This is a genomic window from Streptomyces deserti (assembly GCF_054782695.1).
Map to the genome: position 1 here is coordinate 11,472 of NZ_BAAGRZ010000031.1, position 24,790 is coordinate 36,261.

The 24,790-nt window shown below is 71.0% G+C and carries 20 protein-coding genes; 13 read left to right on the forward strand and 7 right to left on the reverse strand.

What is annotated here, in order from left to right:
- Window positions 1-81: 81 nt before the first annotated feature.
- The 9 genes from ACYVMZ_RS32925 (at window position 82) to pssA (ending at window position 10,940) form a co-directional block, all read left to right on the forward strand.
- Complete coding sequence (locus ACYVMZ_RS32925; RefSeq protein ID WP_461086262.1) at window positions 82-1,887, forward strand: 3-hydroxyacyl-CoA dehydrogenase family protein; 1,806 nt, start codon at window positions 82-84, stop codon at window positions 1,885-1,887.
- A 136-nt stretch (window positions 1,888-2,023) separates the two neighbouring features.
- Complete coding sequence (locus ACYVMZ_RS32930) at window positions 2,024-2,833, forward strand: TetR family transcriptional regulator (protein WP_461086264.1); 810 nt, start codon at window positions 2,024-2,026, stop codon at window positions 2,831-2,833.
- A 388-nt stretch (window positions 2,834-3,221) separates the two neighbouring features.
- Entirely contained in the window at window positions 3,222-4,559 is a 1,338-nt protein-coding gene (gene ccrA, locus ACYVMZ_RS32935) for a crotonyl-CoA carboxylase/reductase (protein WP_461086367.1), read from the forward strand.
- Window positions 4,560-4,568: 9 nt separating this feature from the next.
- Window positions 4,569-6,596, forward strand: coding sequence for a protein meaA (locus tag ACYVMZ_RS32940; protein ID WP_461086266.1), 2,028 nt, complete (start codon window positions 4,569-4,571; stop codon window positions 6,594-6,596).
- Entirely contained in the window at window positions 6,593-7,555 is a 963-nt protein-coding gene (locus ACYVMZ_RS32945) for an HpcH/HpaI aldolase/citrate lyase family protein (protein ID WP_461086268.1), read from the forward strand. The genes ACYVMZ_RS32940 and ACYVMZ_RS32945 overlap by 4 nt, the downstream gene beginning before the upstream one ends.
- A gap of 5 nt (window positions 7,556-7,560) precedes the next feature.
- Window positions 7,561-8,073, forward strand: coding sequence for a MaoC family dehydratase (locus ACYVMZ_RS32950; protein ID WP_461086270.1), 513 nt, complete (start codon window positions 7,561-7,563; stop codon window positions 8,071-8,073).
- Between the two features lie 2 nt (window positions 8,074-8,075).
- Entirely contained in the window at window positions 8,076-9,281 is a 1,206-nt protein-coding gene (locus ACYVMZ_RS32955) for an acyl-CoA dehydrogenase family protein (RefSeq protein ID WP_461086272.1), read from the forward strand.
- A gap of 170 nt (window positions 9,282-9,451) precedes the next feature.
- Window positions 9,452-10,099 (forward strand): phosphatidylserine decarboxylase, encoded by a 648-nt coding sequence (locus tag ACYVMZ_RS32960; RefSeq protein ID WP_461086274.1) that lies wholly within the window; start codon window positions 9,452-9,454, stop codon window positions 10,097-10,099.
- Window positions 10,100-10,121: 22 nt separating this feature from the next.
- A complete protein-coding gene (pssA, locus tag ACYVMZ_RS32965; RefSeq protein WP_461086369.1) occupies window positions 10,122-10,940 on the forward strand; it encodes a CDP-diacylglycerol--serine O-phosphatidyltransferase in 819 nt (272 codons plus the stop codon).
- A 130-nt stretch (window positions 10,941-11,070) separates the two neighbouring features.
- On the opposite strand, the gene ACYVMZ_RS32970 is transcribed toward pssA, so the two are convergent.
- Window positions 11,071-12,189 (reverse strand): glycerate kinase, encoded by a 1,119-nt coding sequence (locus tag ACYVMZ_RS32970; protein ID WP_461086371.1) that lies wholly within the window; start codon window positions 12,187-12,189, stop codon window positions 11,071-11,073.
- Between the two features lie 278 nt (window positions 12,190-12,467).
- Between ACYVMZ_RS32970 and ACYVMZ_RS32975 the strand changes: the two genes are divergently transcribed.
- Together ACYVMZ_RS32975 and ACYVMZ_RS32980 are read left to right on the forward strand one after the other, a co-directional pair.
- Window positions 12,468-13,547 carry an ADP-ribosylglycohydrolase family protein gene (locus ACYVMZ_RS32975; RefSeq protein ID WP_461086276.1) on the forward strand — a complete coding sequence of 360 codons (1,080 nt, stop codon included), beginning with the start codon at window positions 12,468-12,470 and terminating at the stop codon, window positions 13,545-13,547.
- A gap of 175 nt (window positions 13,548-13,722) precedes the next feature.
- A complete protein-coding gene (locus ACYVMZ_RS32980) occupies window positions 13,723-14,217 on the forward strand; it encodes an NUDIX domain-containing protein (protein ID WP_461086278.1) in 495 nt (164 codons plus the stop codon).
- An 11-nt stretch (window positions 14,218-14,228) separates the two neighbouring features.
- Here the strand turns inward: ACYVMZ_RS32980 and ACYVMZ_RS32985 are convergent, their stop codons facing one another.
- Window positions 14,229-14,429 (reverse strand): type II toxin-antitoxin system VapB family antitoxin, encoded by a 201-nt coding sequence (locus ACYVMZ_RS32985; RefSeq protein ID WP_461086280.1) that lies wholly within the window; start codon window positions 14,427-14,429, stop codon window positions 14,229-14,231.
- Window positions 14,430-14,506: 77 nt separating this feature from the next.
- Between ACYVMZ_RS32985 and ACYVMZ_RS32990 the strand changes: the two genes are divergently transcribed.
- Window positions 14,507-15,241, forward strand: a complete 735-nt coding sequence (locus ACYVMZ_RS32990) for an SIR2 family NAD-dependent protein deacylase (protein ID WP_461086282.1) — start codon at window positions 14,507-14,509, stop codon at window positions 15,239-15,241.
- 1 nt (window position 15,242) lies between these two features.
- Here ACYVMZ_RS32990 and ACYVMZ_RS32995 read toward each other — a convergent pair whose 3' ends face one another.
- The 4 genes from ACYVMZ_RS32995 to ACYVMZ_RS33010 form a co-directional block, all read right to left on the reverse strand.
- On the reverse strand, window positions 15,243-15,683 hold the full coding sequence (locus tag ACYVMZ_RS32995; RefSeq protein WP_461086284.1) for a hypothetical protein: 441 nt from the start codon (window positions 15,681-15,683) through the stop codon (window positions 15,243-15,245).
- Between the two features lie 144 nt (window positions 15,684-15,827).
- Window positions 15,828-16,328: a methylated-DNA--[protein]-cysteine S-methyltransferase gene (locus tag ACYVMZ_RS33000; RefSeq protein WP_461086286.1), complete on the reverse strand. Its 501-nt coding sequence runs from the start codon at window positions 16,326-16,328 to the stop codon at window positions 15,828-15,830.
- A 20-nt stretch (window positions 16,329-16,348) separates the two neighbouring features.
- Window positions 16,349-17,830, reverse strand: coding sequence for an AlkA N-terminal domain-containing protein (locus ACYVMZ_RS33005; RefSeq protein WP_461086288.1), 1,482 nt, complete (start codon window positions 17,828-17,830; stop codon window positions 16,349-16,351).
- 207 nt (window positions 17,831-18,037) lie between these two features.
- Window positions 18,038-19,969, reverse strand: a complete 1,932-nt coding sequence (locus ACYVMZ_RS33010) for a heavy metal translocating P-type ATPase (protein WP_461086290.1) — start codon at window positions 19,967-19,969, stop codon at window positions 18,038-18,040.
- Between the two features lie 67 nt (window positions 19,970-20,036).
- On the opposite strand from ACYVMZ_RS33010, the gene ACYVMZ_RS33015 reads away from it, so the two are divergent.
- Complete coding sequence (locus tag ACYVMZ_RS33015; RefSeq protein ID WP_461086292.1) at window positions 20,037-20,399, forward strand: ArsR/SmtB family transcription factor; 363 nt, start codon at window positions 20,037-20,039, stop codon at window positions 20,397-20,399.
- A gap of 220 nt (window positions 20,400-20,619) precedes the next feature.
- On the opposite strand, the gene ACYVMZ_RS33020 is transcribed toward ACYVMZ_RS33015, so the two are convergent.
- On the reverse strand, window positions 20,620-24,522 hold the full coding sequence (locus ACYVMZ_RS33020) for a glycoside hydrolase family 2 TIM barrel-domain containing protein (protein ID WP_461086294.1): 3,903 nt from the start codon (window positions 24,520-24,522) through the stop codon (window positions 20,620-20,622).
- Window positions 24,523-24,790 lie beyond the last annotated feature (268 nt).

Here is a 24,790-nt window from a genome sequence, read left to right on the forward strand (position 1 = left end):
GCACTCACGCACGCACCCGGTGCGCCCTTCGGCGCACCCGGGCGCGTTTCCCGTCGTCACCCTCATCCCTGGAGTCCCGCGATGGCCTCTCCCCTCTCCGACACATCCCTGTCCCCGCTGCGGACCATCGCCGTCGTCGGCCTCGGCACGATGGGCACCGGCATCGCCGAGGTCCTGGCCAAGGCCGGCCGCGCGGTCGTCGGCATCGACATCAGTGAGGCCCAGGCCGCGAAGTGCGTCGCCGCCCTAAAGTCCTCCACCGCCCGCGCCGTGGAGCGCGGCCGCCTGACCGAGCAGGAACGCACGGACGTCCTCGCCCGCGTGAGCACCTCCACCGACCTGCGTGCCGCAGCCGACGCCGACCTGGTCATCGAGGTGGCGCCGGAGTCGTACGAGGTGAAGCAGCAGATCTTCCGGGAACTGGACGGGATCGTCCGCCCGGAGACGATCCTGGCGACCGGCACCAACGCCCTGTCCGTCACCCGCCTCGCCGCCGACTCGGCCCGCCCCGAGCGCGTGCTGGGCATGCACTTCTTCAACCCGGCCCCGGCGATGAAGCTGGTCGAGATCGTCTCGTCCGTGCTCACCGCGCCCACGGCCGTCAGCGCGGTCACGAACCTCGCCCTCGACCTCGGCAAGGAGCCCGTCGCGGTCGGCGACCGGCCCGGATTCGTCGCCGACGGACTGCTGTTCGGCTACCTCAACCAGGCCGCCGCGATGTACGAGGCGAAGTACGCCTCCCGCGAGGACATCGACGCCGCGATGCGGCTGGGCTGCGGGCTGCCCATGGGTCCGCTCGCCCTGCTCGACCTGATCGGCATCGACACCGCCCGTACGGTCCTCGAGGCGATGTACGCCGCCTCGCGCGACCGGCTGCACGCCCCGGCCCCCATCCTCAAGCAGCTCAGCGAGGCGGGCCTGACGGGCCGCAAGGCCGGGCGCGGCTTCTACACGTACGAGGCGCCCGGCAGCGGGACCGTCGTGCGGGACGCCCTGACCCCGCTGGACGGCGGCAACCCGGCCCCGGGCCGCCCCGTCCGCTCGGTCGGTGTCGCGGGCTCGGGCACCATGGCCTCCGGTATCGCCGAGGTCTTCGCCAAGGCCGGGTACGAGGTCGTCCTCGCCGCCCGCAGCCAGGAGAAGGCGCAGGCCGCCAAGGCCCGCATCGGCAAGTCCCTGGCCCGCTCGGTCGACAAGGGCCGGATGACCGCCGAGACCGCCGCGCAGACCCTGGACCGGATCACGCCGACGGGGACGTACGACGACTTCGCCGACGTCGACCTGGCCGTGGAGGCCGTCGCCGAGGACCTGGAGGTCAAGCGGCAGCTGTTCGGCACGCTCGACAAGGTCTGCAAGCCCGGCGCGGTCCTGGCCACCACCACCTCCTCCCTCCCGGTCGTCGCCTGCGCCCGCGCCACCTCGCGCCCGCAGGACGTGATCGGCATGCACTTCTTCAACCCGGCACCGGCGATGAAGCTGGTCGAGGTCGTCCGCACGGTGCTGACGGCCGACGACGTCCACGCCACGGTCCGCGAGGTCTGCGGCAGGATCAAGAAGCACGCGGTCGACTGCGGTGACCGTGCGGGCTTCATCGTGAACGCGCTGCTGTTCCCGTACCTCAACAACGCGATCAAGATGGTGCAGGAGCACTACGCGTCGCTCGACGAGATCGACGCGGCGATGAAGCTGGGCGGCGGCTACCCGATGGGCCCCTTCGAGTTGCTGGACGTCGTCGGGCTCGACGTCTCGCTGGCCATCGAGAAGGTCCTGCACCGCGAGTTCCGCGACCCGGGGCTCGCCCCGGCGCCGCTCCTGGAGCATCTGGTGGCCGCGGGCTGCCTCGGCCGCAAGACCGGCCGCGGCTTCCGCGAATATGCCAAGCGCTGAGCGCCCCGGCGACTGGTTCCGCGCCGGCGAGGACTGGGGCGGACTGCTCGACCCCGCCGGGTCTCCCCCGCCCTCCTCGGGCGGCGGAGACCCGGTGCATGCGCATCGAGCTGCGCACATGCAGTACGTTCGGGTCATGTCCCAGCCCGCCAAGTCCTCACGTACACCAGCTACGACCGACGCGCCGGAAAGCGCCGCCGGCAGTCGCGCCGCCGCCCAGCGGCTCAAGATGCGCCGGGAACTGGCGGCCGCCGCGATGGAACTGTTCGCGACCAAGGGGTACGAGGCGACGACCGTCGACGAGATCGCGGCCGCGGCCGGGGTGGCGCGCCGCACGTTCTTCCGCCACTTCCGCTCCAAGGAAGAGGCGATCTTCCCGGACCACGACGACACGCTGATCCGTGCCGAGGCGGTCCTCAAGGCCGCGCCCGCGCACGAGCATCCGCTCGACACGGTGTGCCGCGGCATCAAGGAAGTCATGAAGATGTACGCGGCCCGGCCGGAGATCTCGGTGGCCCGCTACAAGCTGACGCGCGAGGTCCCCACCCTGCGCGAGGCCGAGATCGCGTCGGTGGCCCGCTACGAGCGCCTGTTCACCCGCTACCTGCTCGGCCACTTCGACGAGCACGCGCACGACGACGACGCCAACGACGACCCGCTGCTGGCCGAGGTCGCCGCCTCCGCCGTCGTCACCGCCCACAACCACGTCCTGCGGCGCTGGCTGCGGGCCGGCGGCCAGGGCGACGTCGAGGCCCAGCTCGACCACGCCTTCGCCATCGTCCGCAAGACCTTCGGCTCGGGGATCATGGCCGGCCGCACCGCGCCCCCGAAGCCGCCCGCCGCCTCGGCCTCCGCGCAGGGCGAGGTGCTGGTGACCGTCGCCCGCACCGACGCCCCCCTGGACGAGGTCATGCGGACCATCGAGCAGGCACTCAAGGAGCGCTGAGCGCACCTTCCGCTGTGACGACGGCCACCCCACGGGGTGGCCGTTTTGCCATGTCAGGGGCCCTTTTCACCCCGCTCGGCGAGCCCGTTCGATCGATCATCGCTCATTTGTTACGTAAAGATTTCATCTGAGAGCAAGTTCTGGCACTCAGTGCCTTGCCAGCTGACACGGGGTGTCATACGTTGAAGGAGTCCGGGCTGCTGTCCCAGCAAGCCCACCGCCTGCGCGTCCCGGACGCCTGCGTCACAGGCACCCTCCCGCGCCACAAAGCGCTGCCGAACAGCACCACCGCCGAACCGACGGCACACCCTCAACCCTCAGCAGCACCGACGTAACCCTCAGCGCCCCTCCCTCAGGGCGCCGCATCGCCGGAGGCAACACCGTGACCGTGAAGGACATCCTGGACGCGATCCAGTCGCCCGACTCCACGCCGGCCGACTTCGCCAACCTGCCGCTCCCCGAGTCGTACCGCGCGATCACCGTGCACAAGGACGAGACGGAGATGTTCGCGGGCCTCGAGACCCGCGACAAGGACCCCCGCAAGTCGATCCACCTGGACGAGGTCCCGGTGCCCGAACTCGGCCCGGGCGAGGCCCTGGTGGCCGTCATGGCCTCCTCGGTCAACTACAACTCGGTGTGGACCTCGATCTTCGAGCCGGTGTCGACGTTCGCCTTCCTGGAGCGCTACGGCAAGCTCTCCCCGCTGACCAAGCGGCACGACCTGCCGTACCACATCATCGGCTCCGACCTGGCCGGCGTCGTCCTGCGCACCGGCCCCGGCGTCAACGCCTGGCAGCCCGGTGACGAGGTCGTCGCGCACTGCCTGTCCGTCGAGCTGGAGTCCCCCGACGGCCACGACGACACCATGCTCGACCCCGAGCAGCGCATCTGGGGCTTCGAGACCAACTTCGGCGGCCTCGCGGAGATCGCGCTGGTGAAGACCAACCAGCTGATGCCGAAGCCCAAGCACCTCAGCTGGGAGGAGGCCGCCGCCCCCGGCCTGGTCAACTCCACCGCCTACCGGCAGCTGGTCTCCCGCAACGGCGCCCAGATGAAGCAGGGCGACAACGTGCTGATCTGGGGCGCGAGCGGTGGACTCGGCAGTTACGCCACCCAGTTCGCCCTCGCCGGCGGCGCCACCCCCATCTGTGTCGTCTCCAGTGAGCAGAAGGCCGAGATCTGCCGGAAGATGGGCGCCGAGCTGATCATCGACCGCAACGCCGAGGACTACAAGTTCTGGAAGGACGAGCACACCCAGGACCCCAAGGAGTGGAAGCGCTTCGGCAAGCGCATCCGCGAACTCACCGGCGGCGAGGACGTGGACATCGTCTTCGAGCACCCGGGCCGCGAGACCTTCGGCGCCTCGGTGTACGTCACCCGCAAGGGCGGCACCATCGTCACCTGCGCGTCGACGTCCGGCTACATGCACCAGTACGACAACCGCTACCTGTGGATGTCCCTGAAGCGGATCATCGGCTCGCACTTCGCCAACTACCGCGAGGCCTACGAGGCCAACCGCCTCATCGCCAAGGGCAAGATCCACCCGACCCTGTCGAAGGTCTACTCCCTGGAGGACACCGGCCAGGCGGCGTACGACGTCCACCGCAACCTCCACCAGGGCAAGGTCGGCGTCCTGTGCCTGGCCCCCGAGGAGGGCCTGGGTGTGCGCGACGAGGAGATGCGCGCCAAGCACATCGACGCCATCAACCGCTTCCGGAACATCTGAGGTCGTTACATGAGTGAGCGTCAGAAGGACCGGCCGTGGCTCATGCGGACCTACGCCGGTCACTCCACGGCCGAGGCGTCCAACGAGCTGTACCGGCGCAACCTCGCCAAGGGCCAGACAGGTCTGTCGGTGGCGTTCGACCTGCCGACGCAGACCGGCTACGACCCGGACCACACCCTCGCCCGCGGCGAGGTCGGCCGGGTCGGGGTGCCGATCGCGCACGTCGGTGACATGCGCCGGCTGTTCCAGGACATCCCCCTGGAGCAGATGAACACCTCGATGACCATCAACGCCACGGCGATGTGGCTGCTGGCGCTCTACCAGGTGGTCGCGGAGGAGCAGGGCGCGGACATCACCAAGCTCCAGGGCACGACCCAGAACGACATCGTGAAGGAGTACCTGTCCCGGGGGACCCATGTCTTCCCTCCGGGGCCGTCGCTCCGCCTCACGACGGACATGATCGCGTACACGGTCTCCCACATGCCGAAGTGGAACCCGATCAACATCTGCAGCTACCACCTGCAGGAGGCGGGCGCCACGCCGGTCCAGGAGATCGCGTACGCGATGTCCACCGCCATCGCCGTCCTCGACGCCGTGCGCGACTCCGGCCAGGTGCCGCAGGAGCGCATGGGCGACGTCGTCGGCCGGATCTCCTTCTTCGTGAACGCGGGCGTCCGCTTCATCGAGGAGATGTGCAAGATGCGCGCCTTCGGCCGCATCTGGGACAGGATCACGCGTGAGCGGTACGGCATCGACAACCCCAAGCACCGCCGCTTCCGCTACGGCGTCCAGGTCAACTCGCTCGGCCTGACCGAGGCGCAGCCGGAGAACAACGTCCAGCGGATCGTCCTGGAGATGCTGGCGGTCACCCTCTCCAAGGACGCACGCGCGCGTGCCGTGCAGCTCCCCGCCTGGAACGAGGCCCTCGGCCTGCCCCGCCCCTGGGACCAGCAGTGGTCGCTGCGCATCCAGCAGGTGCTGGCGTACGAGAGCGACCTGCTGGAGTACGAGGACATCTTCGAGGGCTCGAAGGTGATCGAGGCGAAGGTGGCGGAACTGGTCGAGGCGGCGTTCGCCGAGATCGACCACATCCAGGAGATGGGCGGCGCGATGGCCGCCGTCGAGTCCGGCTACCTCAAGTCACAGCTGGTCGCCTCGCACGCCGAACGCCGGGCCCGGATCGAGTCCGGTCAGGAGAAGATCGTCGGCGTCAACATCTACGAGGGCACCGAGCCGAACCCGCTGACAGCCGACCTGGACACCGCGATCCAGACGGTCGACCCGGCGGTCGAGGCCCGGGTGATCGAGTCGCTCCAGCAGTGGCGCGACACCCGCTACCAGCCGCCCTTCAACCACCCGCGCCCCTGCAAGGCGCTGGAGAAGCTGAAGGAGGCCGCGCGGGGAACGGACAACCTCATGGAGGCCACCCTGGAGTGCGCCCGCGCCGGGGTCACGACCGGCGAGTGGGCCGGGGCGCTGCGCGAGGTGTTCGGCGAGTTCCGCGCGCCGACGGGCGTGTCGTCGGCGCCGGTGGCCATCCCCGCGGAGGAGGGCTCCAAGCTGGCCCAGGTGCGCCGCACGGTGGAGCTCACCGCGAAGGACCTCGGGGTGGGCAAGCTGCGTTTCTTGGTCGGCAAGCCGGGCCTGGACGGGCACTCCAACGGAGCCGAGCAGATCGCCGTACGCGCGCGTGACGCGGGCTTCGAGGTGGTCTACCAGGGCATACGCCTCACGCCCGAGCAGATCGTGGACGCGGCCATCGCCGAGGACGTCCACGCGGTGGGCCTGTCCATCCTCTCCGGCTCGCACGCCCAGCTGGTCCCGGACGTGCTGGATCGGCTGCGTGTGGCCGGTGCCACAGATATCCCGGTGATCGCGGGTGGCATCATCCCGAACGGTGACGCCGAACAGCTGCGCGCCGCCGGAGTGGCCGCGGTCTTCACCCCGAAGGACTTCGACATCACCGGAATCATCGGCCGCATCGTCGACGAGATCCGGAAAGCGAACAAGCTCGACCCCCTGGAGGTCCCCGCATGACGACCGTCAACCGCCTTCGTCCCCGGCGTTCCTGCCTGGCCGTACCGGGCTCGAACCCGCGCTTCCTGGAGAAGGCGCAGGGCCTCCCGGCGGACCAGGTCTTCCTCGACCTGGAGGACGCGTGCGCGCCGCTCGCCAAGCCCGAGGCGCGGCACACCATCGTCAAGTTCCTCAACGAGGGCGACTGGACGGGCAAGACCCGGGTCGTGCGCGTCAACGACTGGACGACCGAGTGGACGTACCGCGATGTCGTCACGGTCGTCGAGGGCGCGGGCCCGAACCTGGACTGCATCATGCTGCCGAAGGTCCAGAACGCCGAGCAGATCGTCGCGCTCGACCTCCTGCTGAGCCAGATCGAGAAGACCATGGGCTTCGAGGTCGGCCGCATCGGCATCGAGGCGCAGATCGAGAACGCCCAGGGCCTGAACAACGTCAACGCGATCGCGCAGGCCTCCCCGCGCATCGAGACGATCATCTTCGGCCCGGCCGACTTCATGGCGTCGATCAACATGAAGTCGCTGGTCGTGGGCGAGCAGCCGCCCGGCTACCCGGCGGACGCCTACCACTACATCCTGATGAAGATCCTGATGGCCGCCCGCGCCAACAACCTCCAGGCGATCGACGGCCCCTACCTGCAGATCCGCAACGTCGACGGCTTCCGCGAGGTCGCCGGCCGCGCCGCCGCGCTCGGCTTCGACGGCAAGTGGGTGCTGCACCCCGGCCAGGTGGACGCCGCCAACGAGGTCTTCTCCCCCTCCCAGGAGGACTACGACCACGCCGAGCTCATCCTGGACGCGTACGAGTACTACACGTCCGAGGCGGGCGGCAAGAAGGGCTCCGCGATGCTCGGCGACGAGATGATCGACGAGGCCAGCCGCAAGATGGCCCTGGTCATCGCGGGCAAGGGCCGCGCCGCCGGCATGCAGCGCACCAGCACGTTCGAGATCCCGGAGGCGTGAGCGCCATGCAGTTCGGACGCACCTACGAGGAGTTCGAGGTCGGGGCGACGTACAAGCACTGGCCGGGCAAGACGGTCACGGAGTACGACGACCACCTGTTCTGTCTCCTCACCATGAACCACCACCCGCTCCACATGGACTCCCACTACGCCGAGAACACGACGGACTTCGGCAAGAACGTGGTGGTCGGGAACTACATCTACTCCCTCCTGCTCGGCATGTCGGTCCCGGACATCTCCGGCAAGGCCATCGCCAACCTGGAGATCGAGTCGCTCAGGCACGTGGCGCCGACCTTCCACGGCGACACGATCTACGGCGAGACGACCGTGCTCGACAAGTGGCCGTCGAAGTCGAAGAACGACCGCGGCATCGTGCACGTCGAGACCAAGGGCTACAAGCAGGACGGCACCCTGGTGTGCGTGTTCCGCCGCAAGGTGATGGTGCCGACCGAGACGTACATCAAGGAGCGCGGCGGCGAGCAGCCCGGCCGCCCCCAGCTCAAGGAGCAGGAGAAGTAGCCATGGCACGACTCGCCCAGACCGCCGGTCTGACCGACGTCCAGCAGGAGATCCTCTCCACCGTCCGGGACTTTGTCGACAAGGAGATCCTCCCGGTCGCGACCGAGCTGGAGCACCGCGACGAGTACCCGCAGCAGATCGTGGACGGCCTGAAGGAGCTGGGTCTGTTCGGCCTGATGATCCCCGAGGAGTACGGGGGTCTGGGCGAGTCGCTCCTGACGTACGCGCTGTGCGTCGAGGAGATCGCCCGGGGCTGGATGTCGGTGTCCGGCATCATCAACACCCACTTCATCGTGGCGTACATGCTCAAGCAGCACGGCACGCAGGAGCAGAAGGACCACTTCCTGCCGAAGATGGCCGCCGGCGACATCCGTGGCGCGTTCTCGATGTCGGAGCCGGGCCTGGGCTCCGACGTGTCGGCCATCACGTCGAAGGCGGTCAGGGACGGCGACGAGTACGTCCTGACCGGCCAGAAGATGTGGCTGACGAACGGCGGCACGTCCTCCCTGGTCGCCGTCCTGGTGCGCAGTGACGAAGGTCACCCGGAAGGCGCCCCGCCCCACAAGTCGATGACGACCTTCCTCGTCGAGAAGGAGCCCGGCTTCGGCGAGGTCCGCCCCGGCCTCACCATCCCGGGCAAGATCGAGAAGATGGGCTACAAGGGCGTCGACACGACCGAGCTCATCATGGATGGCCTGCGGATTCCCGCCGACCGGGTGCTCGGCGGGGTCACCGGGCGGGGCTTCTACCAGATGATGGACGGCGTGGAGGTCGGCCGCGTCAACGTGGCGGCGCGCGGCTGTGGCGTCGCCCAGCGTGCGTTCGAACTCGGCGTCCAGTACGCGCAGCAGCGTCACACGTTCGGGAAACCGATCGCCCAGCACCAGGCCATTCAGTTCAAGCTCGCGGAGATGGCTACCAAGGTCGAGGCCGCTCATGCGATGATGGTCAACGCAGCGCGCAAAAAGGACTCCGGGGAACGAAACGACCTTGAGGCTGGGATGGCGAAGTATCTCGCCTCCGAGTACTGCAAGGAGGTCGTGGAGGACGCCTTCCGGATCCACGGCGGCTACGGCTTCTCCAAGGAGTACGAGATCGAGCGCCTCTACCGTGAGGCTCCGATGCTGCTGATCGGTGAAGGTACCGCCGAGATCCAGAAAATGATCATCGGCCGGAGACTGCTCGAAGAGTATCGATTCCAGGGCTAGATGTCCGGATACGGGGTGTTTTCTTGGAGAACAAGATCACACCCCGTCAGCACTCTTCAGCCGCCGACTCGGCTTCCTGGCTTACCCAGTTACGGCCCCGAGCCGCTACGATCGCCGGAAAGCCGCCGTCCCCCGTCAGAGCGCGGCATCATCCGCTACGAAGGTCATCCATGCCCCACAGCCAATCCTCTGCACCACGCGGTCGGGTCAGCCTCGCGCGCGGAGCGTCGCCGTGGCTCCTCCCGACCGTCGCCACCGCAGCCCTCAGCCTGGCCCGCGCACGCCGCTCCGGCGCTGCCAAGGCCGTCGCCGTCCCCGCCACCGCGCTCGCGGCGGGGATGCTGTGGTTCTTCCGCGACCCCGAGCGCGAGATCACCCAGGGCCGGGTCATCTCGCCCGCCGACGGTGTGGTGCAGAGCATCATGCCGTGGAAGGACGGGCGGACCCGCGTCGCGATCTTCATGAGCCCGCTCAACGTACACGTCAACCGGGCGCCGCTGGCCGGCACGGTCACGTCGGTCGAGCACATCCCCGGCGGCTTCGTTCCCGCTTTCAACAAGGAGAGCGAGAACAACGAGCGGGTCGTCTGGCACTTCGACACCGAGCTCGGTGACATCGAGATGATCCAGATCGCCGGCGCGGTGGCCCGGCGCATCGTCCCGTACGTGCCCCAGGGCACCAAGGTCGAGCAGGGCGAGCGGATCGGTCTGATCCGCTTCGGCTCGCGGGTCGACCTCTACCTGCCCGAGGGCGTGGAGGTCGCGGTCGAGGTCGGTCAGAAGACCGTGGCTGGGGTGACTCGCATTGACCGTGATTGATCCGGATACCAAGGCCGGCTGGGTGCCGGAGGCCGACGAGGTGGACGAAGAGGAGGAGATGCCGCTGTCGCTGCGCCTGTCGATAGCGGACACCCTCACCCTCGGCAACGCCACGTGCGGCTTCATGGCGGTGTACTTCACCACCACCGGCATCCTGATCCCGCACCTCACGGGCAGCCAGGAGACCGGCATGGCCCGCCACAGTGCGGCGACGGCTGTCATCCTGATGCTGTGCGCGGCGGTCTTCGACCTGTTCGACGGCCTGGTGGCGCGCAAGCTGCGCTCCTCCCCCATGGGCGCGGAGCTGGACAACCTCTCCGACCTGATCAGTTTCGGTCTGGCCCCGGCGTACTTCGTCCTGGTCTACGGCATGGTCGCCGACGACGCACACCAGCGGGTGGCGGCGGTCGGCGCGATCGTGGTTCTGCTGGCCGTGGTGCTCAGGCTCGCGAGATTCTCGTGCGTCACGGTGAAGGACGGCACGTTCCAGGGCATGCCGTCCCCGTTCGGCGCTCTGACGGTCGTCTCGATCGTGCTGCTGGAGCTGCCCTTCGTGGCGACCCTGCTGGCGATCCTGGGCACCGCCTGGTTGATGGTGAGCCGGGTGGAGTACCCCAAGCCGCGGGGCCGCCTCGCGGTCGCGATGCTGTCCTGGATCGTGCTGTCCATGGGCCTGCTGGCCGCCTGGGCCTTCGACGCCCCCAGCGGCCAGCTGCTCCTGCAGACCGGCTGCGCGCTCCAGCTGGTGATGGGCGCGGTGATCCCCCTGTTCGCCACGGCCCGCCGGGTGAACAACTTCCGCGACAACCGACGGGAGGCGCGGGCGGCGCAGCTGCCGTAGCGCTCCGCTGAGCGGGCCCCGGACCAGGCTGGTTCGGGGCCCTTCGTTGTGCCGGCACCCGGCGTCGGTCGCTCCGGGCCTCCCGGGGCCCCGCCCCAGACCTCCCGCTCGGGGGCGGGAGAACCCCGCCTCAGGTCAGGAAGTCCCGCGCGATCCGCTCCGCCACCCGCTCCAGAATCGGCCCGGCCTCCGCGATGCACGTGGCCACGTCCGGCTCGACGTCCGTCAGCGGATACGCCCGGCGGATCCCGGCCCGGCCCAGTGTCTGAGGCGGCAGTGCGAGGCGCCCGCACACCGCGACGACCTCCTTGTCCGCCGCGCGCGCCGCGGCCGCGACGCCCGCCGGGGCCTTGCCGTGCAGGGTCTGCTCGTCGAGGGAGCCCTCCCCGGTGATCACGAGGTCGGTCCGCTCCAGGGCTCGCGCGAAGCCCAGTACGTCGAGCATGACCTCGATGCCGGGGCGGAACCGGGCGCCGATCAGCAGGGCGCCGTAGCCGATGCCTCCCGCCGCGCCCGCGCCGGGCGAGGCGGCGTACTCGGCCGCCTTGGGCCCGACGGCGTCCTCCAGCACCTTCGCGTAGTGCGCCAGCGCCGCGTCCAGCGTCGCCACGTCGTCCGGTGAGGCGCCCTTCTGCGGGCCGTACACCGCCGGTGCGCCCTTCGGCCCGGTCAGCGGGTTGTCGACGTCGCTCGCGAGGACCAGTTCGACCGAGGCCAGGCGCGGGTCCAGGCCCGACAGGTCTGCCGAGGCCAGCTCGGCGAGGCCTCCGCCGCCCGGCGTCACCGGCGCCCCGTCCGCCGTCAGGAACCGCGCGCCCAGCGCGGCCAGCATCCCGGCGCCGCCGTCCGTGGTCGCGCTCCCGCCGACCCCGAACACGATCGTGCGCGCCCCCGCGTCCAGCGCGGCGCGCAGCAGCTCCCCGGAGCCGTACGTGGACGCCGTCAGCGGTGCGAAGACCCCGGCAGGCAGCCGCTGCAGCCCGCTCGCCTCGGCCATCTCCACGACCGCGGTGCCGTCGCGCAGCGCGAACGCCGCCGTCACCTCGTCGCCGAGGGGCCCGGCGACCCGTACCTCACGCCGCTCGAACCCGGCCGCGACCGCCGCCGCCACGGTCCCGTCGCCGCCGTCGGCCACGGGCATCGTCTCCACCTCGAGGTCCGGCAGGATGCGGCGCAGCCCGGCCGTCACCCGCTCGGCGACCTGCACGGCCGTCAGCGACCCCTTGAACTTGTCCGCGGCGACGAGCACCCGCTGCGCCGGCCGCGCCGGCTGTGCTCTCTGTGCCGTCCGGGTGTCGCTCACGTCAGCGTCCGCCACTTGTGTTCCCCTCGCTCTCCGGGCCTCGCGCATGTCAAGGCCAGTCGCGCCGCTGCGACCTTAACCGGAGGACGTACCCGCCGTCATTCCCCTGCCCAGCCCGTGGACCCGGCCGCGCACCCTCGTCACCCGCGCGGGAACCACCGGATGCCACCCGCACGGGTACCGAACCCCGCGCGGCCACCCCCGTCATCGGGTAGACCGGAACCATGACCCCTGTGGCCACCGATCCAGAACTCGCCGACCGTATCCTCGGGGGCTGGCTGGGCCGGATCGCGGGCAACATGCTCGGCAAACCCGTCGAGCAGGGCGAGGTGTGGACCCGCGCACGCATCGACCACTACCTGCGCCGGGCCGCCGCCCTCCCCCTCACCGACTACCTCCCCGAGCCGCCCGGCGAGCACGACGCCCTGGAGCTGCGCCCCGAGTGGCGCGCGTGCGTCCGCGGCCGCATCCACGGCAGCTGCCGCGACGACGACATCGACTACGCCATCCTCGGCCTGGACCTCCTGGAGACCCACGGCTTCGGCTTCAGCACCGAGCAGGTCGGCGACCTGTGGCTGCTGCGGATGCCGTACCTGCAGACGTTCACGGCGGAGCGGGCCGCGTACCGGAACCTCGCCAACGGCCTGAAACCGCCGCTCACCGCCACCTACGACAACCCCTACCAGGAGTGGATCGGCGCCCTGATCCGCGCCGACATCTACGGCTGGACCTGCCCCGGCGTCCCGCGCCGCGCCGCCGCGCTGGCCCGCCGGGACGCGGTGCTGTCCCACACCGGCAACGGAGTGTACGGGGCGATGTGGGCGGCGGCGCTGATCTCGGCGGCGTTCACGGCCCCCACCGTCCGGCACGCCCTGGACACGGCGCTGACCGTGATCCCGGCGAGCAGCCGCCTCGCCCGCACCGTACGCCGGGTCGTCTCCCTGCACGACACCCGCATGACCTGGGAGGACACACTCACCACGGTCGCCGAGGAGACCGCCGGGACGGGCTGGATCCACACCGTTCCGAACGCCGCCGTGCTCACCGCCGGGCTGCTGTACGGCGACGGCGACTTCACCCGCACCATCACCCTGACCGTCCGCGGCGGTCTGGACACCGACTCCAATGGCGCGACCGCGGGCTCGGTGGCAGGGGTCCTCACCGGCGCGTCGGCGATCCCCGGCCAGTGGAAGGACCCCCTTGAGGACACCGTGCGCAGCGCGGTCTTCGGCTTCGACGGCGTACGGATCAGCGAGCTGGCGCGGCGGACGCTGCGGTTGGCTCAGGCACAGGCGGAGGCCTGAGCGGCCCGGCGGGAAGCAGCGGCGCGTGCGCCCGCTCGGCGGGCGTCGAAGGGACGCGTACACCCTTGTGCGCCCGCTCGGCGGGCGTCCCGGCCACACGCGTACGCCCTGGTGCACCCGCCGGAGGGGACCCGGCCCCCGGCAACGCCGCCGCGCCCGCCGTTACCCTGCCTGAATGACCACCACTGACGACTTCGCCGCCTACATCGCCGGGCTGCCCCGGGTCCTCGCCGGTGCCGCCGCCCTGTTCCGGGACGCCGAGGGACGGGTGCTGCTCGTGGAGCCCAACTACCGGGAGGGCTGGGCGCTGCCGGGCGGCACGATCGAGTCCGACGACGGCGAGACCCCGCGGCAGGGCGCGCGGCGCGAGACGGCCGAGGAGATCGGTCTGGACCGCGAGCTCGGCCGGCTCCTCGCGGTGGACTGGGTGCACGGCACGGGCCGGCCACCGCTGGTGGCGTACCTGTACGACGGCGGGGTCCTCGGCGAGGACGACTTCAAGGCGATCCGCCTGCAGGAGGAGGAGCTGCTGTCCTGGCGGCTCGTCGCGCGCGAGCAACTCACGGACTACCTGCGGGGCGCTCTCGGCCGCCGGGTCCTGGCCGCCCTCGACGTGCTGGCGGACGGCTCCGGGACGGCGGAGCTGGAGAACGGCCACCGGGTGGCCTGACCGGCGCCGGTTCAGCCCTGCGTGTCGCGGGGTTCGACGTCCACCTCACGCAGCGCCTCGTCGCGTGCGGCCACGCGTGCCTCGGTGCGGTGGCCGCGCTCGATGTAGTCGCGGACGACGAGCTCGACGGCGTCCTGGGGGGTGCCCACCCCCGCCAGCACCATGGCTTCCACGACGAGTTCGGCATCGAGCGAGACGGTGACCTTGGCCATGCGCGGACCCTAACACCGGGCGGGCGACCGCGATAGCCGTTCGCCGCTCGACGACGGCCCGGCCTACCCTCGATGCCATGAGCAAGCCCCTCGTCGCCCTCCTCAGCGGAGCCGGCATCAGCACGGACTCCGGCATCCCGGACTACCGCGGTCCGAACGGGCTGTGGCGGCGCGATCCGGAAGCCGAGAAGCTCGTGACGTACGAGTACTACATGGGCGATCCGAAGATCCGCCGGCGCTCGTGGCAGATGCGGCGCAAGAACCGGACGCTTCAGGCGCAGCCCAACGGGGCGCACCGGGCGGTGGCCGAGCTGGAGCGGTCCGGGGTGCCGGTGCGGGTGATCACGCAGAACGTGGACGGGCTGCACCAGCTCGCCGGGATGCCGGCCCGCAAGGTGCTCGAACTGCACGGCACCGCACGGAGTGTGGTGTGCACGCAGTGCCATGCCCGCGGCCCGATGGAGGACGCGCTCGCTCGGGTGGAGGCCGGTGAGGAGGATCCGCCGTGTCTGGAGTGCGGCGGGATCCTGAAGTCGGCGACGGTGATGTTCGGCGAACGGCTCGACCCGGTGGTCCTCGGCGATGCGGTCGCCATCAGCAAGGCGTGTCAGATCTTCATCGCCGTGGGCACCAGCCTCAAAGTCCAGCCCGCCGCCGGCCTCGCCGGTGTGGCCGCCGACCACGGCGCCCGCCTCGTCATCGTCAACGCCGAGCCCACGCCGTACGACGACCGCGCCGACGAGATCATCCGCGAACCCATCGGCACGGCCCTGCCCGAACTGCTGCGCCGCCTGCGGGAGACAGCCGCCTAGGTCACGACCGGGCTCCGGCCCGCAGGTCCGCCAGGCGTACCAGGGCGTCCCGGGCCCGGTCCCGCTCGTCGGCGGTGAGACGGACCGCTGCCGCCCGGGTGAGCGCGGACGCCGCCGTCTCCTCGTCGCCGAGGCGCCCGGCGATGTCCGCGCGCAGCACGAGCGGCTGGAGCAGTTGTACGCGCGTCGGCTTCTCCTCCTCGAGGTTCAGGACACGGTCGACGACCTTCGCGGCGGCTGCCGGGTCCTCCTTCGAGTCGCGAGGAGCGCGGCGTGGTGCAGGGCCCGCGCGAAGGTCTCTCCGGGCGCGGGGCGGCGGCGCATGTCCTCGCTCGTCTGCTGCCCCCAGCCCGTCGACGTCGTCGGTCAGGACGTAGCACGTGCTCACCGAGTCGGCCGGCTCGTAGTGCTGCATGTCGTACGGCGTGCGGCAGTTCCTCATGACCGATCCGGGCGGCAACTGCGTCCGGGTACGCCGCGTACGAAGTCGAGAACGGGCTGGAGGGTCCGGCACGGCAGGATCGGGATGGTCTTCTCGGCCATCCCCCACTCTAGTCAAAGTTGACTAGAGTGGGAGTGGGCTTGTTCAGAAGAGCGCGGCCGGAAGGGCGGGCACGGCTCCACGTTCGAAGTCCAGCAGCCGCCGCTTGCGGTCCAGGCCTCCGCCGTATCCGGTGAGGCTGCCGTCGGCGCCGACGACGCGGTGGCAGGGGACGATGATGCCGACCGGGTTGCGGCCGTTGGCGAGGCCGACCGCGCGGGAGGCGCCGGGGTTGCCGAGCGCGTCGGCGAGTTCGCCGTACGTGCGGGTCTCGCCGTACGGGATGCTCCTCAGCTGTTCCCAGACGGCGCGCTGGAACGGGGTTCCCGTCAGGCGCAGTTCGACGGTGAACTCCTTCAACTCGTCCGCGAAGTACGCCCTGAGTTGCTCCTCCGTCTCGGCGAAGGGCGTGTCGTCGCGTACGCCGAAGGTCTCCTCGGGTGGCCGGTGGCGCTGGGCCCGCATGTAGAGGCCGCACAGAGCGCCGTCGTCGGCGACGAGGGTGAGAGGGCCGTAGGGGCTGTCGGTCACGGTGTGCTGCTTCACGGAATCATCCTTGGACGGGCTTATACGGGAAGGAAGTTGATCGGGTGACTGTCCGTCGCCCACAGGTACTGGACCGCGTACGCCCGCCAGGGCCGCCAGGCCGCGGCGCGGGCGGTGAGGGCGGCGGGGGTGGACGGCAGGCCCAGTTCCTGGGCGGCGCGGCGGATGCCGAGGTCGGTGGGGAGGAAGGCGTCGGGGTCGCCGAGGGCGCGCATCGCGATGACGTCGGCCGTCCAGGGACCGAAGCCGGGCAGGGCGAGGAGTCTGGCGCGGGTCTCCGGCCAGTCGCTCTCCACCCCCAGGTGGAGGGAGCCGTCGGTGAGTTGGCGCACCAGCGTGGTGAAGGTCGTGCGGCGGGTGCGGGGCATCGCCAGTTGCTCGGGGTCGGCCGACGCGAGCGCCTCGGGTGACGGGAAGAGGTGGGTGAGGCCGCCCTCGGGGTCGTCGACCGGTTCCCCGTGCGCGGTGACCAGACGGGCCGCGTGGGTGCGGGCGGCGGCCGTGGAGACCTGCTGGCCGAGCACGGCCCGGATCGCGAACTCCGCCTCGTCGACCGTGCGCGGGACGCGCCGGCCGGGCGCCTTGTCGACCAGCGGGGCGAGGAGGGGGTCCGTGCGCAACTGGTCGTCCACCGCGACCGGGTCGGCGTCCAGGTCGAGCAGGCGGCGGCAGCGGCTGATGGCGACGGGCAGGTCGCGCAGGTCGCTGAGGGTGAGGCGGCAGGCGATGTGGTCGGGCCGCGGGGTCAGCGCCACGATGCCGTGTCCGTACGGCAGCCGGAGCGTGCGCCTGTACGCGCCGTCCCGCCACTCCTCCACGCCGGGTACGGCGGTGGCGGCGAGGTGGCCGAAGAGGTTGTCGGGGTTGAGCGGGGCGCGGAAGGGGAGGCGGAGGGTCAGGGCGCCCGGGGTGGCTCCCGCGTTCCTCTGCGGCGCACGGGCGCGCAGCTCGCCCGGGGCGAGGGCGAAGACCTCGCGGACGGTGTCGTTGAAGGTGCGGATCGAGGAGAAACCGGCGGCGAAGGCGATCCGCGCCATCGGCAGGGTCGTCGTCTCGATGAGCAGCCGCGCGGTCTGGGCGCGCTGGGCGCGGGCGAGCGCGAGGGGGCCCGCGCCCAGCTCGGCGAGCAGCTGCCGTTCGATCTGCCGGGTGCTGTAGCCGAGCCGGGCGGCGAGGCCCGGCACCCCCTCGCGGTCCACGACGCCGTCGGCGATCAGCCGCATGGCGCGGGCCACGAGGTCGGCGCGCTGGTTCCACTCCGGGGAGCCGGGGCTGGTGTCCGGGCGGCAGCGTTTGCAGGCCCGGAACCCGGCCTGCTGGCAGGCCGCCGCGCTCGGGTGGAACACCATGTTCTCGGGCTTGGGCGGGACCACCGGGCAGCTGGGCCGGCAGTAGATGCGGGTCGTCAGGACGGCCGTGTAGAACCACCCGTCGAACCGCGCGTCCTTGGACTGGACGGCGCGCACGCAGCGCTCGGTGTCGGTGTGCATCCCCATCTGCATGCGTCCAGCATCGGGGACGGGCCGCGCGAGGTCTGGCGAGAATCCGACATGGACCTCGCGCAGGCTGGGGCGGCCCGGATCACCGCGCGTGCTGTGGCTTGTCACCGCGCGTGCTGTGGCTTGCCGATCACACGGCCTTCGGTGGCTTGTTGATCAGCCGGCCTCGCGGGGCTTGCTGATCAACCGGCGTCCCCGGGGCCTTGCTGATCACCCGGCCTCCTGCGGCTGCCCGGATCGCCAGGCCGACTCGCGCAGCAGCCGCAGGCCGTTGAGGCCGACGAGCACGGTCGAGCCCTCGTGTCCGGCGACGCCGAGCGGCAGGGGCAGGTGGCCGATCAGGTCCCACAGGACGAGCCCGGTGATGAACACCCCCGCGATGACGAGGTTCTGCACCACCAGCCGGCGAGCCGCGCGGGAGAGGCGTACGACCGCGGGTACGGTCGCCAGCTCGTCCCGGACGATCACGGCGTCCGCCGTCTCCAGCGCCAGGTCGGAGCCCGCGCGGCCCATGGCGATGCCGGAGTGGGCGGCGGCGAGGGCGGGGGCGTCGTTGACGCCGTCGCCGACGAACAGGATTTTGCGTCCCGTCTGCTGGATATCGCATACGGCCTTCACCTTGTCCTCGGGCAGCAGGTCCGCGCGGACGTCGGTGATGCCGGTGGCGGTGGCCACGCGCGCGGCGGCGGGTGCGGTGTCGCCGGTGAGCAGCACGGGGGCGCTGCCGGTGAGGGCCGTGAGGGCGGCGGTGGCCGCCGCCGCGTCGGGGCGGAGGCGGTCGGTGAGGGCGAGGGTGCCGACGGGGACGCCGTCCCGGGTGACGCGGACGACGGTCTCGCCGCCGGTGGCCTCGCCGGGCTCGGTGGCCTCCGCGCGGCCGACGGTCACCACCCGCCCGCCGACGGTGGCGGTGACGCCGCGGCCGGGCGCGGCCGTGAAGTCCTCGGCGGGGGCGAGGGACAGGTCCCGGGCGCGGGCGGCGGCGACGATGGCGCGGGCCAGCGGGTGTTCGCTGGGGTGCTCGGCGGACGCGGCCAGGGCGAGCAGTGCGTCCTCGTCCAGGCCGGAGTCCGGCAGCGGCCGTACGGCCGTCACCTCGGGCTCGCCCTCGGTGAGGGTGCCGGTCTTGTCCAGGGCGGTGGTGTCGATCTCGCCGAGGCGTTCCATCGCGACGGCCGACTTGACCAGCACGCCGTGCCGGCCGGCGTTGGCGATGGCGGACAGCAGCGGCGGCATGGTGGCGAGGACGACCGCGCAGGGCGAGGCGACGATCATGAAGGTCATCGCCCGCAGCAGCGCCTCAGTGAGGTCCTCGCCGAAGGCCAGCGGGATACCGAACACGGCGAGGGTGGCGGCCACCACGCCGACGGAGTACCGCTGTTCGATCTTCTCGATGAACATCTGCGTCGGCGCCTTGGTGCGCGAGGCCTCCTCCACCAGGGCCACGATCCGGGCGATCACCGAGTCGGCCGGGTCGCGCCCGACGCGCACCCGCAGGGCGCCGGTGCCGTTGAGGGTGCCCGCGAAGACCTCGTCGCCGGGGCGCTTGACCACCGGCAGGGACTCTCCGGTGATGGTGGCCTGGTCGGCCTCGCTGACGCCGTCGAGGACGGTTCCGTCGGCGCCGATGCGCTCGCCGGGCCGGATCAACAGCACATCCCCCACGGCCAGTTCGGCGGTCGGCACCGTCTCCTCGCCGCCCTCGGTCAGGCGGGTGGCGGTGGTGGGGGCGAGGTCGAGCAGGCCGCGTACGGAGTCGGCGGTGCGTGCGGTGGCCAGGGCCTCCAGGGCGCCCGAGGTGGCGAAGATGACGATCAGCAGCGCGCCGTCCAGGACCTGCCCGATCGAGGCCGCGCCCAGCGCCGCGACGATCATCAGCAGGTCGACGTCGAGGGTCTTCTCGCGCAGCGCCCGGAGCCCTTCGAGGGCCGGCTCCCAGCCGCCGGCGACGTAGGCGATCACATACGGGATTCCGGACACCCAATACGGTGCACCGCCGAGGTCCAGAGCCAGAGCCAGCAGGAACGCCACGAGCGACGCGAGCGCCCAGCGGGCCTCGGGCAGGGCGAGGACGCGGGTGCGGCGGCGCGGCGCCGACACCTCGCGGGAGGGGACGGAGGGGGGAGCGAGAGTCACAGACACTCGACCACCATACAGGAACACATGAAGAGCAATTCATGCGTTCATATGTGACCGGTAGGATGTGGCTATGGGTCATGGAGCCGTCATTCCCGCGCAGGACGCAACCGAGCGCGTACGCCTGGACGCGGACAACGTCGCGAAGGTCGCCACCACGCTTCAGGCCCTGTCCACCCCCTCCCGTCTGCTGATCCTGGCGCGGCTGCGCGAAGGCCCGCTGCCGGCCACGGAGCTGGCCGCCGAGGTGGGCATGGAGCAGTCGGCGTGCTCGCACCAGCTGCGGCTGCTGCGCAACCTCGGGCTCGTGGTGGGCGAGCGACGCGGCCGGTCGGTGGTGTACGCGCTGCACGACCACCATGTCGCCGAACTGCTCGACCAGGCCGTCTACCACGTGGAGCACCTGCGCCTGGGGATCAGTGACACCACCGAGTGAGGCGACCCCGGCAGCCGGGCCGACCGCCGCTGACGTACGGGTACGGGGCGCCGGCGATGCTGCTCGCCGCCGGACCGGCGGTGGCGGTGAGCGTCCGGTGGCGGCGAGCGTCCGGCGGCGGGGCGCCGTCCGCGCATGACGGCCCGCACCTGACCGCCCGCGCGGCGACGACCGGGAAGCGGGGCCCGCTTCCCGGCCGTACGCATCGGTGCCGTCCTGCCTAGTGCGCGGCGGTCGGCCGCCGTGAGGACGCCGTCGCCTCGCGGACGTCCGTCAAGGGACGCAACCGATACGTGTAGGAGTAGTCGCGGTTCGCGAAGAGCTTGTACTCGTCGTGGGTGTGGGCGCCCCAGCTGTTGTCGCCGCCCACGCCCATCTGCCGGTGGTTCACGCGCAGGACGACCTCGTCGCGCGGGGTGAGCTGGTAGTCGTGGCGGACTCCGGACGACAGGTCCTCCGGGGTGAAGTAGGAGGCGTTGATCTCCAGCAGGGGTTCTCCGGAGACGAGCAGGCCGGTGCCGTCGCGGCCGGTCAGGGCGGCCCAGCGGACGTCGGTCTTGTTGCCGTTCTCCTGGGGGCGGATGTAGGGGGTCCACTGGTCGGCGACGCTCCCGGAGTACAGGCCGACGTCGGTGCCGTTGTTGCGGTCCCAGTGGTTCTCCTCGGGGCCGCGGCCGTAGTAGTGCAGCCGGTCCAGGCGGCGCGGCAGGAACAGCAGGGCGCCGACCTCCGGGATGTACGGCAGGTTCGACGCGCCCGGGTGCAGGGTGGTGTCGACCTTGATCTCGCCGTTGCCGAAGACCGTGTACGTGGTGGTGTATGCGGACTCGACGGTGGTGGGCAGCGTGTAGGCGACCTTGATCTGGACGGCCCGGTCGGCCAGGGGGCTCACGCGGACGTCGGTGACCTTGCGCCGGGGCCCCGCGTCGCGCCAGGTCTGGTTGCGGGTGTGCTGGCCGTTGCCCTTGTCGTTGTCGGTGGGCGCCCGCCAGAAGTTGGGCACCGGCCCGGCGGTGATCAGTCGGGTTCCCGCGGCCTCGTACGAGGTGATGGTGCCGCTGCTCTTGTCGACGGTGACGGAGAAGCCCCGGCCCGTGACGGTGACGGCCGTGTCGCGGTCGTCGCAACGCAGCGCCGGGACGCTCTCCAGCGGTACGGGTGTCACATCCGGGCTGCCCGCGTCGAGCGGGAGTTGCTGCCTGGCCACCTCGAAGCCGGGCTTCGCCCACTGCGCGGGTTCCCTGGTGGTGAAGGACAGGTTCAGGAAGTACTCCGTGCCGGGCGCCGGGTTGTCCGGCAGCTTCACGGGCACGGTGATGTCCTTGCTGGTCAGCGGCGCGACGTTCAGCTGGTCGCGGGTGAGCCTGCCCCGCTGGACCACCTTGCCGTCGGCGACCAGGGACCAACTCCCGTCGAGTTCGCGGAGGTTGGTGAACAGATACTCGTTGGTGAGGGTGACCGCGCCCGGGCCGCCGGGGCCCGGCGCCGCGTTGATCGCCTGGTAGATCCGCTTCACCTCCGCGGCCTTGCCGGTGTGGCCGCGGTCGGCGGTGACGATGCCGTCCGCGACGAAGTTGCCGTCGTTGGGGTTGTCGCCCCAGTCGCCGCCGTACGCGAAGAAGGTCCGCTGCCTGGGCCGCTTCTCGGTGAAGTCGACGGTGGCCGCGTCGAACCAGAACCGTACGCCGTCGTCGCCGGGGCCGCGTTTGTCGGAGGCGAGTTCGGCGGCGGTCAGGGCGCGGGCGTAGACGCGGGCCCGGCGGATGGTGCCGCTGAACTCGCGGGTCCAGTTGTCGGCGTCGGTGGCGAGCGCGAGGGAGGCGGTGTTGCTGCCGGGCCGCCGGGTGGTGGTCCGGGTGGTCTTCACGGCGCCGTCGACGTACAGGGTCAGCGTGCCGGCGTCCGCGTCGAAGACGCCCGCGATGTGGTGCTCGCGGCCGGTCCAGTCGTCCGGCAGCGCCCAGCTCGCGGTGACCCACTGGCCGCCGCCGTGGATGAAGAACTCCAGGTTCTCGTTGGTCTGTTTCAGGGCGTACTGGGTGTCGCCCTTGGCGAGGATGGGCTGGTGATAGCCCGTCACGTGCGGGGTGACCCAGGCTTCCAGTGTCAGGGAGCCGGTCAGGTCCAGGCGCGCGTCGCGGGCGAAGACGGTGCCGCCGGTCAGGCCCTTGGCACGGGAGAACGTGCCGCTGGGCGCCAGGATCTCGCCGCGCAGCCTGCCGGGCCCCGACTCGGTGAACTGTTTACGGGTCGGCGTGGGCCAGCTCAGGGACTGGTCGGCGAAGTCCCAGATCCAGCCGCCCTGCAGGACATCGTGGCGGCGGATGACGTCCCAGTACTTCTTGAAGTTGCCGTTGGAGTTCCCCATCGCGTGCGAGTACTCGATCATCACGTACGGCCGCGTGTCGCCGGCGTCCTTCGCGCGGGCCTCGACGCGCTGCGGGCTCTCGTACATCTCGGAGCGGATGTCGCTGATGCCCGGGCGGTCGTCGCCCTCGTACTGGATGACGCGGGTCGGGTCGTAGGAGCGGATCCAGTCGTACATGGCGTTGAAGGTGCTGCCGCCGCCCGCCTCGTTGCCGAGCGACCAGATGACCACCGAGGCGTGGTTCTTGTCGCGGTGGACCATGTTCTGCGCGCGGGCCACGCACGCCTTGGTCCACTCGGGGTGGTCGCCCGGGTATTCGTTCCGGATCCCGTGCGTCTCGAGGTTGGTCTCGTCGACGAGGTACAGGCCGTACTCGTCGGCGAGTTCGTACCACAGCGGGTTGTTCGGGTAGTGCGAGGTGCGGACGGAGTTGATGTTCATCCGCTTGATGATCCTGATGTCCTCGACCATGTCGGCGCGGGTGAGCGCCATGCCGCGGTCGGGGTGCATCTCGTGCCGGTTGGTGCCGCGGAAGGAGACGGGCTTGCCGTTGATGCGCATCAGCCCGTCCTTGAGCGCGAACTCGCGGAAGCCGACCCGGTGCGAGAGGGTCTCGATCACCTTTCCGGCGGGGTCGCGCAGCCGTAGGACGGCGGTGTACAGATTCGGGTGTTCGGCCGACCAGAGCTTCGGCGCGGGGACGGCTCTGGACGCCTGTACGGTCGTCTCCGCGCCGGCCGGGACGTCGGCGGGCTGCTGCAGGGGCCGGGGCCAGACGGGGTGACCGTCGGCGTCGTACAGCATGGTGTCGACGGTATACCGTCCACCGTTGCCGCCGTCGTAGTCGCGGACGCTCGCGGTGACCTTGAGCTCGGCGGCCGTGTAGTCGTCGCTGAGCGGGGTGTCCAGCTTGAAGTCGCGCAGATGCACGGCCGGGGTGGAGTACAGATAGACCGAGCGGAAGATGCCGCTCAGCCGGATCATGTCCTGGTCCTCCAGCCAGTCGCCGTCGGCGTAGCGGTAGACCTCCACGGCGATCTGGTTGGTGCCGGGCTTCAGATGCTCGGTGATGTCGTACTCGGCGGGCGTGTAGGAGTCCTCGCTGTAGCCCACCAGCTCGCCGTTGATCCACACGTAGTGGGCGGACTTGACGCCCTCGAAGTGCAAGAACGTGCGCCGCCCCGTCCAGTCGCGGGGGACCGTGAAGGTGCGCCGGTACTGGCCCACGGGGTTGTAGCGGGTCGGGGCGGCCGGCGGCTGCGCCTCCTCGCCCAGGCCGTTGGGGCCCCACCACGGGTATGTGATGTTGACGTAGATCGGGAAGTCGTAGCCGTGCAGCTGCCAGCAGGAGGGGACCGGGATGGTGTCCCAGGTGCTGTCGTCGACGTCGGTGCGGTGGAAGTCGGCGTCCCGGTCGTCGGGGCGGTCGGCGTAGGCGAACTTCCACTTGCCGTCGAGGCTCAGCCGGTACGGCGAGCGGGCGCGGTCGGCGGCCAGGGCCTGTCTGACGTCCGCGTACGGCATGAGGGTCGTGTGCGGCGGCTCGGCGCCGACGCGGAAGACGCCGAAGTCGTTCCACTCCGGGGAGCCGTCCGCCGCCGGGCGCCGGCCGGCCGCGTGCGCCGCGGCGGGCGAGGCGGACAGGGCCAGCGCGCCGAGAACGGCGGCCGAGCCCTCCAGCAGACGGCGGCGGCTGACGACCGGCCGTTCGGGGCGGGCGGGCCGGTCGGCGGGTGACACGTGCGGGTGCGGCATGACCGTGGCCTTCCTCGGTTCGACAGGGCGCCGCACGGGCTGAGAGCACGTCAGATCCGGTCCTCAACAGACCGTCGCGGCACGGAGGTTGCTGTCGGTACGGGGCACAACTGGTGGTGACGCAGGCAACTGCTGAGCCAGGCACACCCTAGGACTCGAACACAACCGAAGCAATGACCCCGTCGGACTTTGTGCGGTCCTGGTGGTTCGACGGGTCTTCGGCAGGTCTCGGCAGGCTTTCGGAGCCGACTTCGGCTGTGTTGCCCCG

What these genes read in the sequence shown, in the direction of transcription:
- ACYVMZ_RS32995 (WP_461086284.1), bottom strand. Translation starts at nt 15,683, where the DNA reads ATGAGGAACTGCCGCACGCCGTACGACATGCAGCACTACGAGCCGGCC.
- ACYVMZ_RS32945 (WP_461086268.1), top strand. Translation starts at nt 6,593, where the DNA reads ATGACGACCGTCAACCGCCTTCGTCCCCGGCGTTCCTGCCTGGCCGTA.
- ACYVMZ_RS32925 (WP_461086262.1), top strand. Translation starts at nt 82, where the DNA reads ATGGCCTCTCCCCTCTCCGACACATCCCTGTCCCCGCTGCGGACCATC.
- ACYVMZ_RS32980 (WP_461086278.1), top strand. Translation starts at nt 13,723, where the DNA reads ATGACCACCACTGACGACTTCGCCGCCTACATCGCCGGGCTGCCCCGG.
- ACYVMZ_RS33005 (WP_461086288.1), bottom strand. Translation starts at nt 17,830, where the DNA reads ATGCAGATGGGGATGCACACCGACACCGAGCGCTGCGTGCGCGCCGTC.
- ACYVMZ_RS33015 (WP_461086292.1), top strand. Translation starts at nt 20,037, where the DNA reads ATGGGTCATGGAGCCGTCATTCCCGCGCAGGACGCAACCGAGCGCGTA.
- ACYVMZ_RS32955 (WP_461086272.1), top strand. Translation starts at nt 8,076, where the DNA reads ATGGCACGACTCGCCCAGACCGCCGGTCTGACCGACGTCCAGCAGGAG.
- ACYVMZ_RS32930 (WP_461086264.1), top strand. Translation starts at nt 2,024, where the DNA reads ATGTCCCAGCCCGCCAAGTCCTCACGTACACCAGCTACGACCGACGCG.
- ACYVMZ_RS32990 (WP_461086282.1), top strand. Translation starts at nt 14,507, where the DNA reads ATGAGCAAGCCCCTCGTCGCCCTCCTCAGCGGAGCCGGCATCAGCACG.
- ACYVMZ_RS32975 (WP_461086276.1), top strand. Translation starts at nt 12,468, where the DNA reads ATGACCCCTGTGGCCACCGATCCAGAACTCGCCGACCGTATCCTCGGG.
- ACYVMZ_RS32950 (WP_461086270.1), top strand. Translation starts at nt 7,561, where the DNA reads ATGCAGTTCGGACGCACCTACGAGGAGTTCGAGGTCGGGGCGACGTAC.
- ACYVMZ_RS32960 (WP_461086274.1), top strand. Translation starts at nt 9,452, where the DNA reads ATGCCCCACAGCCAATCCTCTGCACCACGCGGTCGGGTCAGCCTCGCG.
- ACYVMZ_RS33020 (WP_461086294.1), bottom strand. Translation starts at nt 24,522, where the DNA reads ATGCCGCACCCGCACGTGTCACCCGCCGACCGGCCCGCCCGCCCCGAA.
- ACYVMZ_RS32940 (WP_461086266.1), top strand. Translation starts at nt 4,569, where the DNA reads ATGAGTGAGCGTCAGAAGGACCGGCCGTGGCTCATGCGGACCTACGCC.
- ACYVMZ_RS32985 (WP_461086280.1), bottom strand. Translation starts at nt 14,429, where the DNA reads ATGGCCAAGGTCACCGTCTCGCTCGATGCCGAACTCGTCGTGGAAGCC.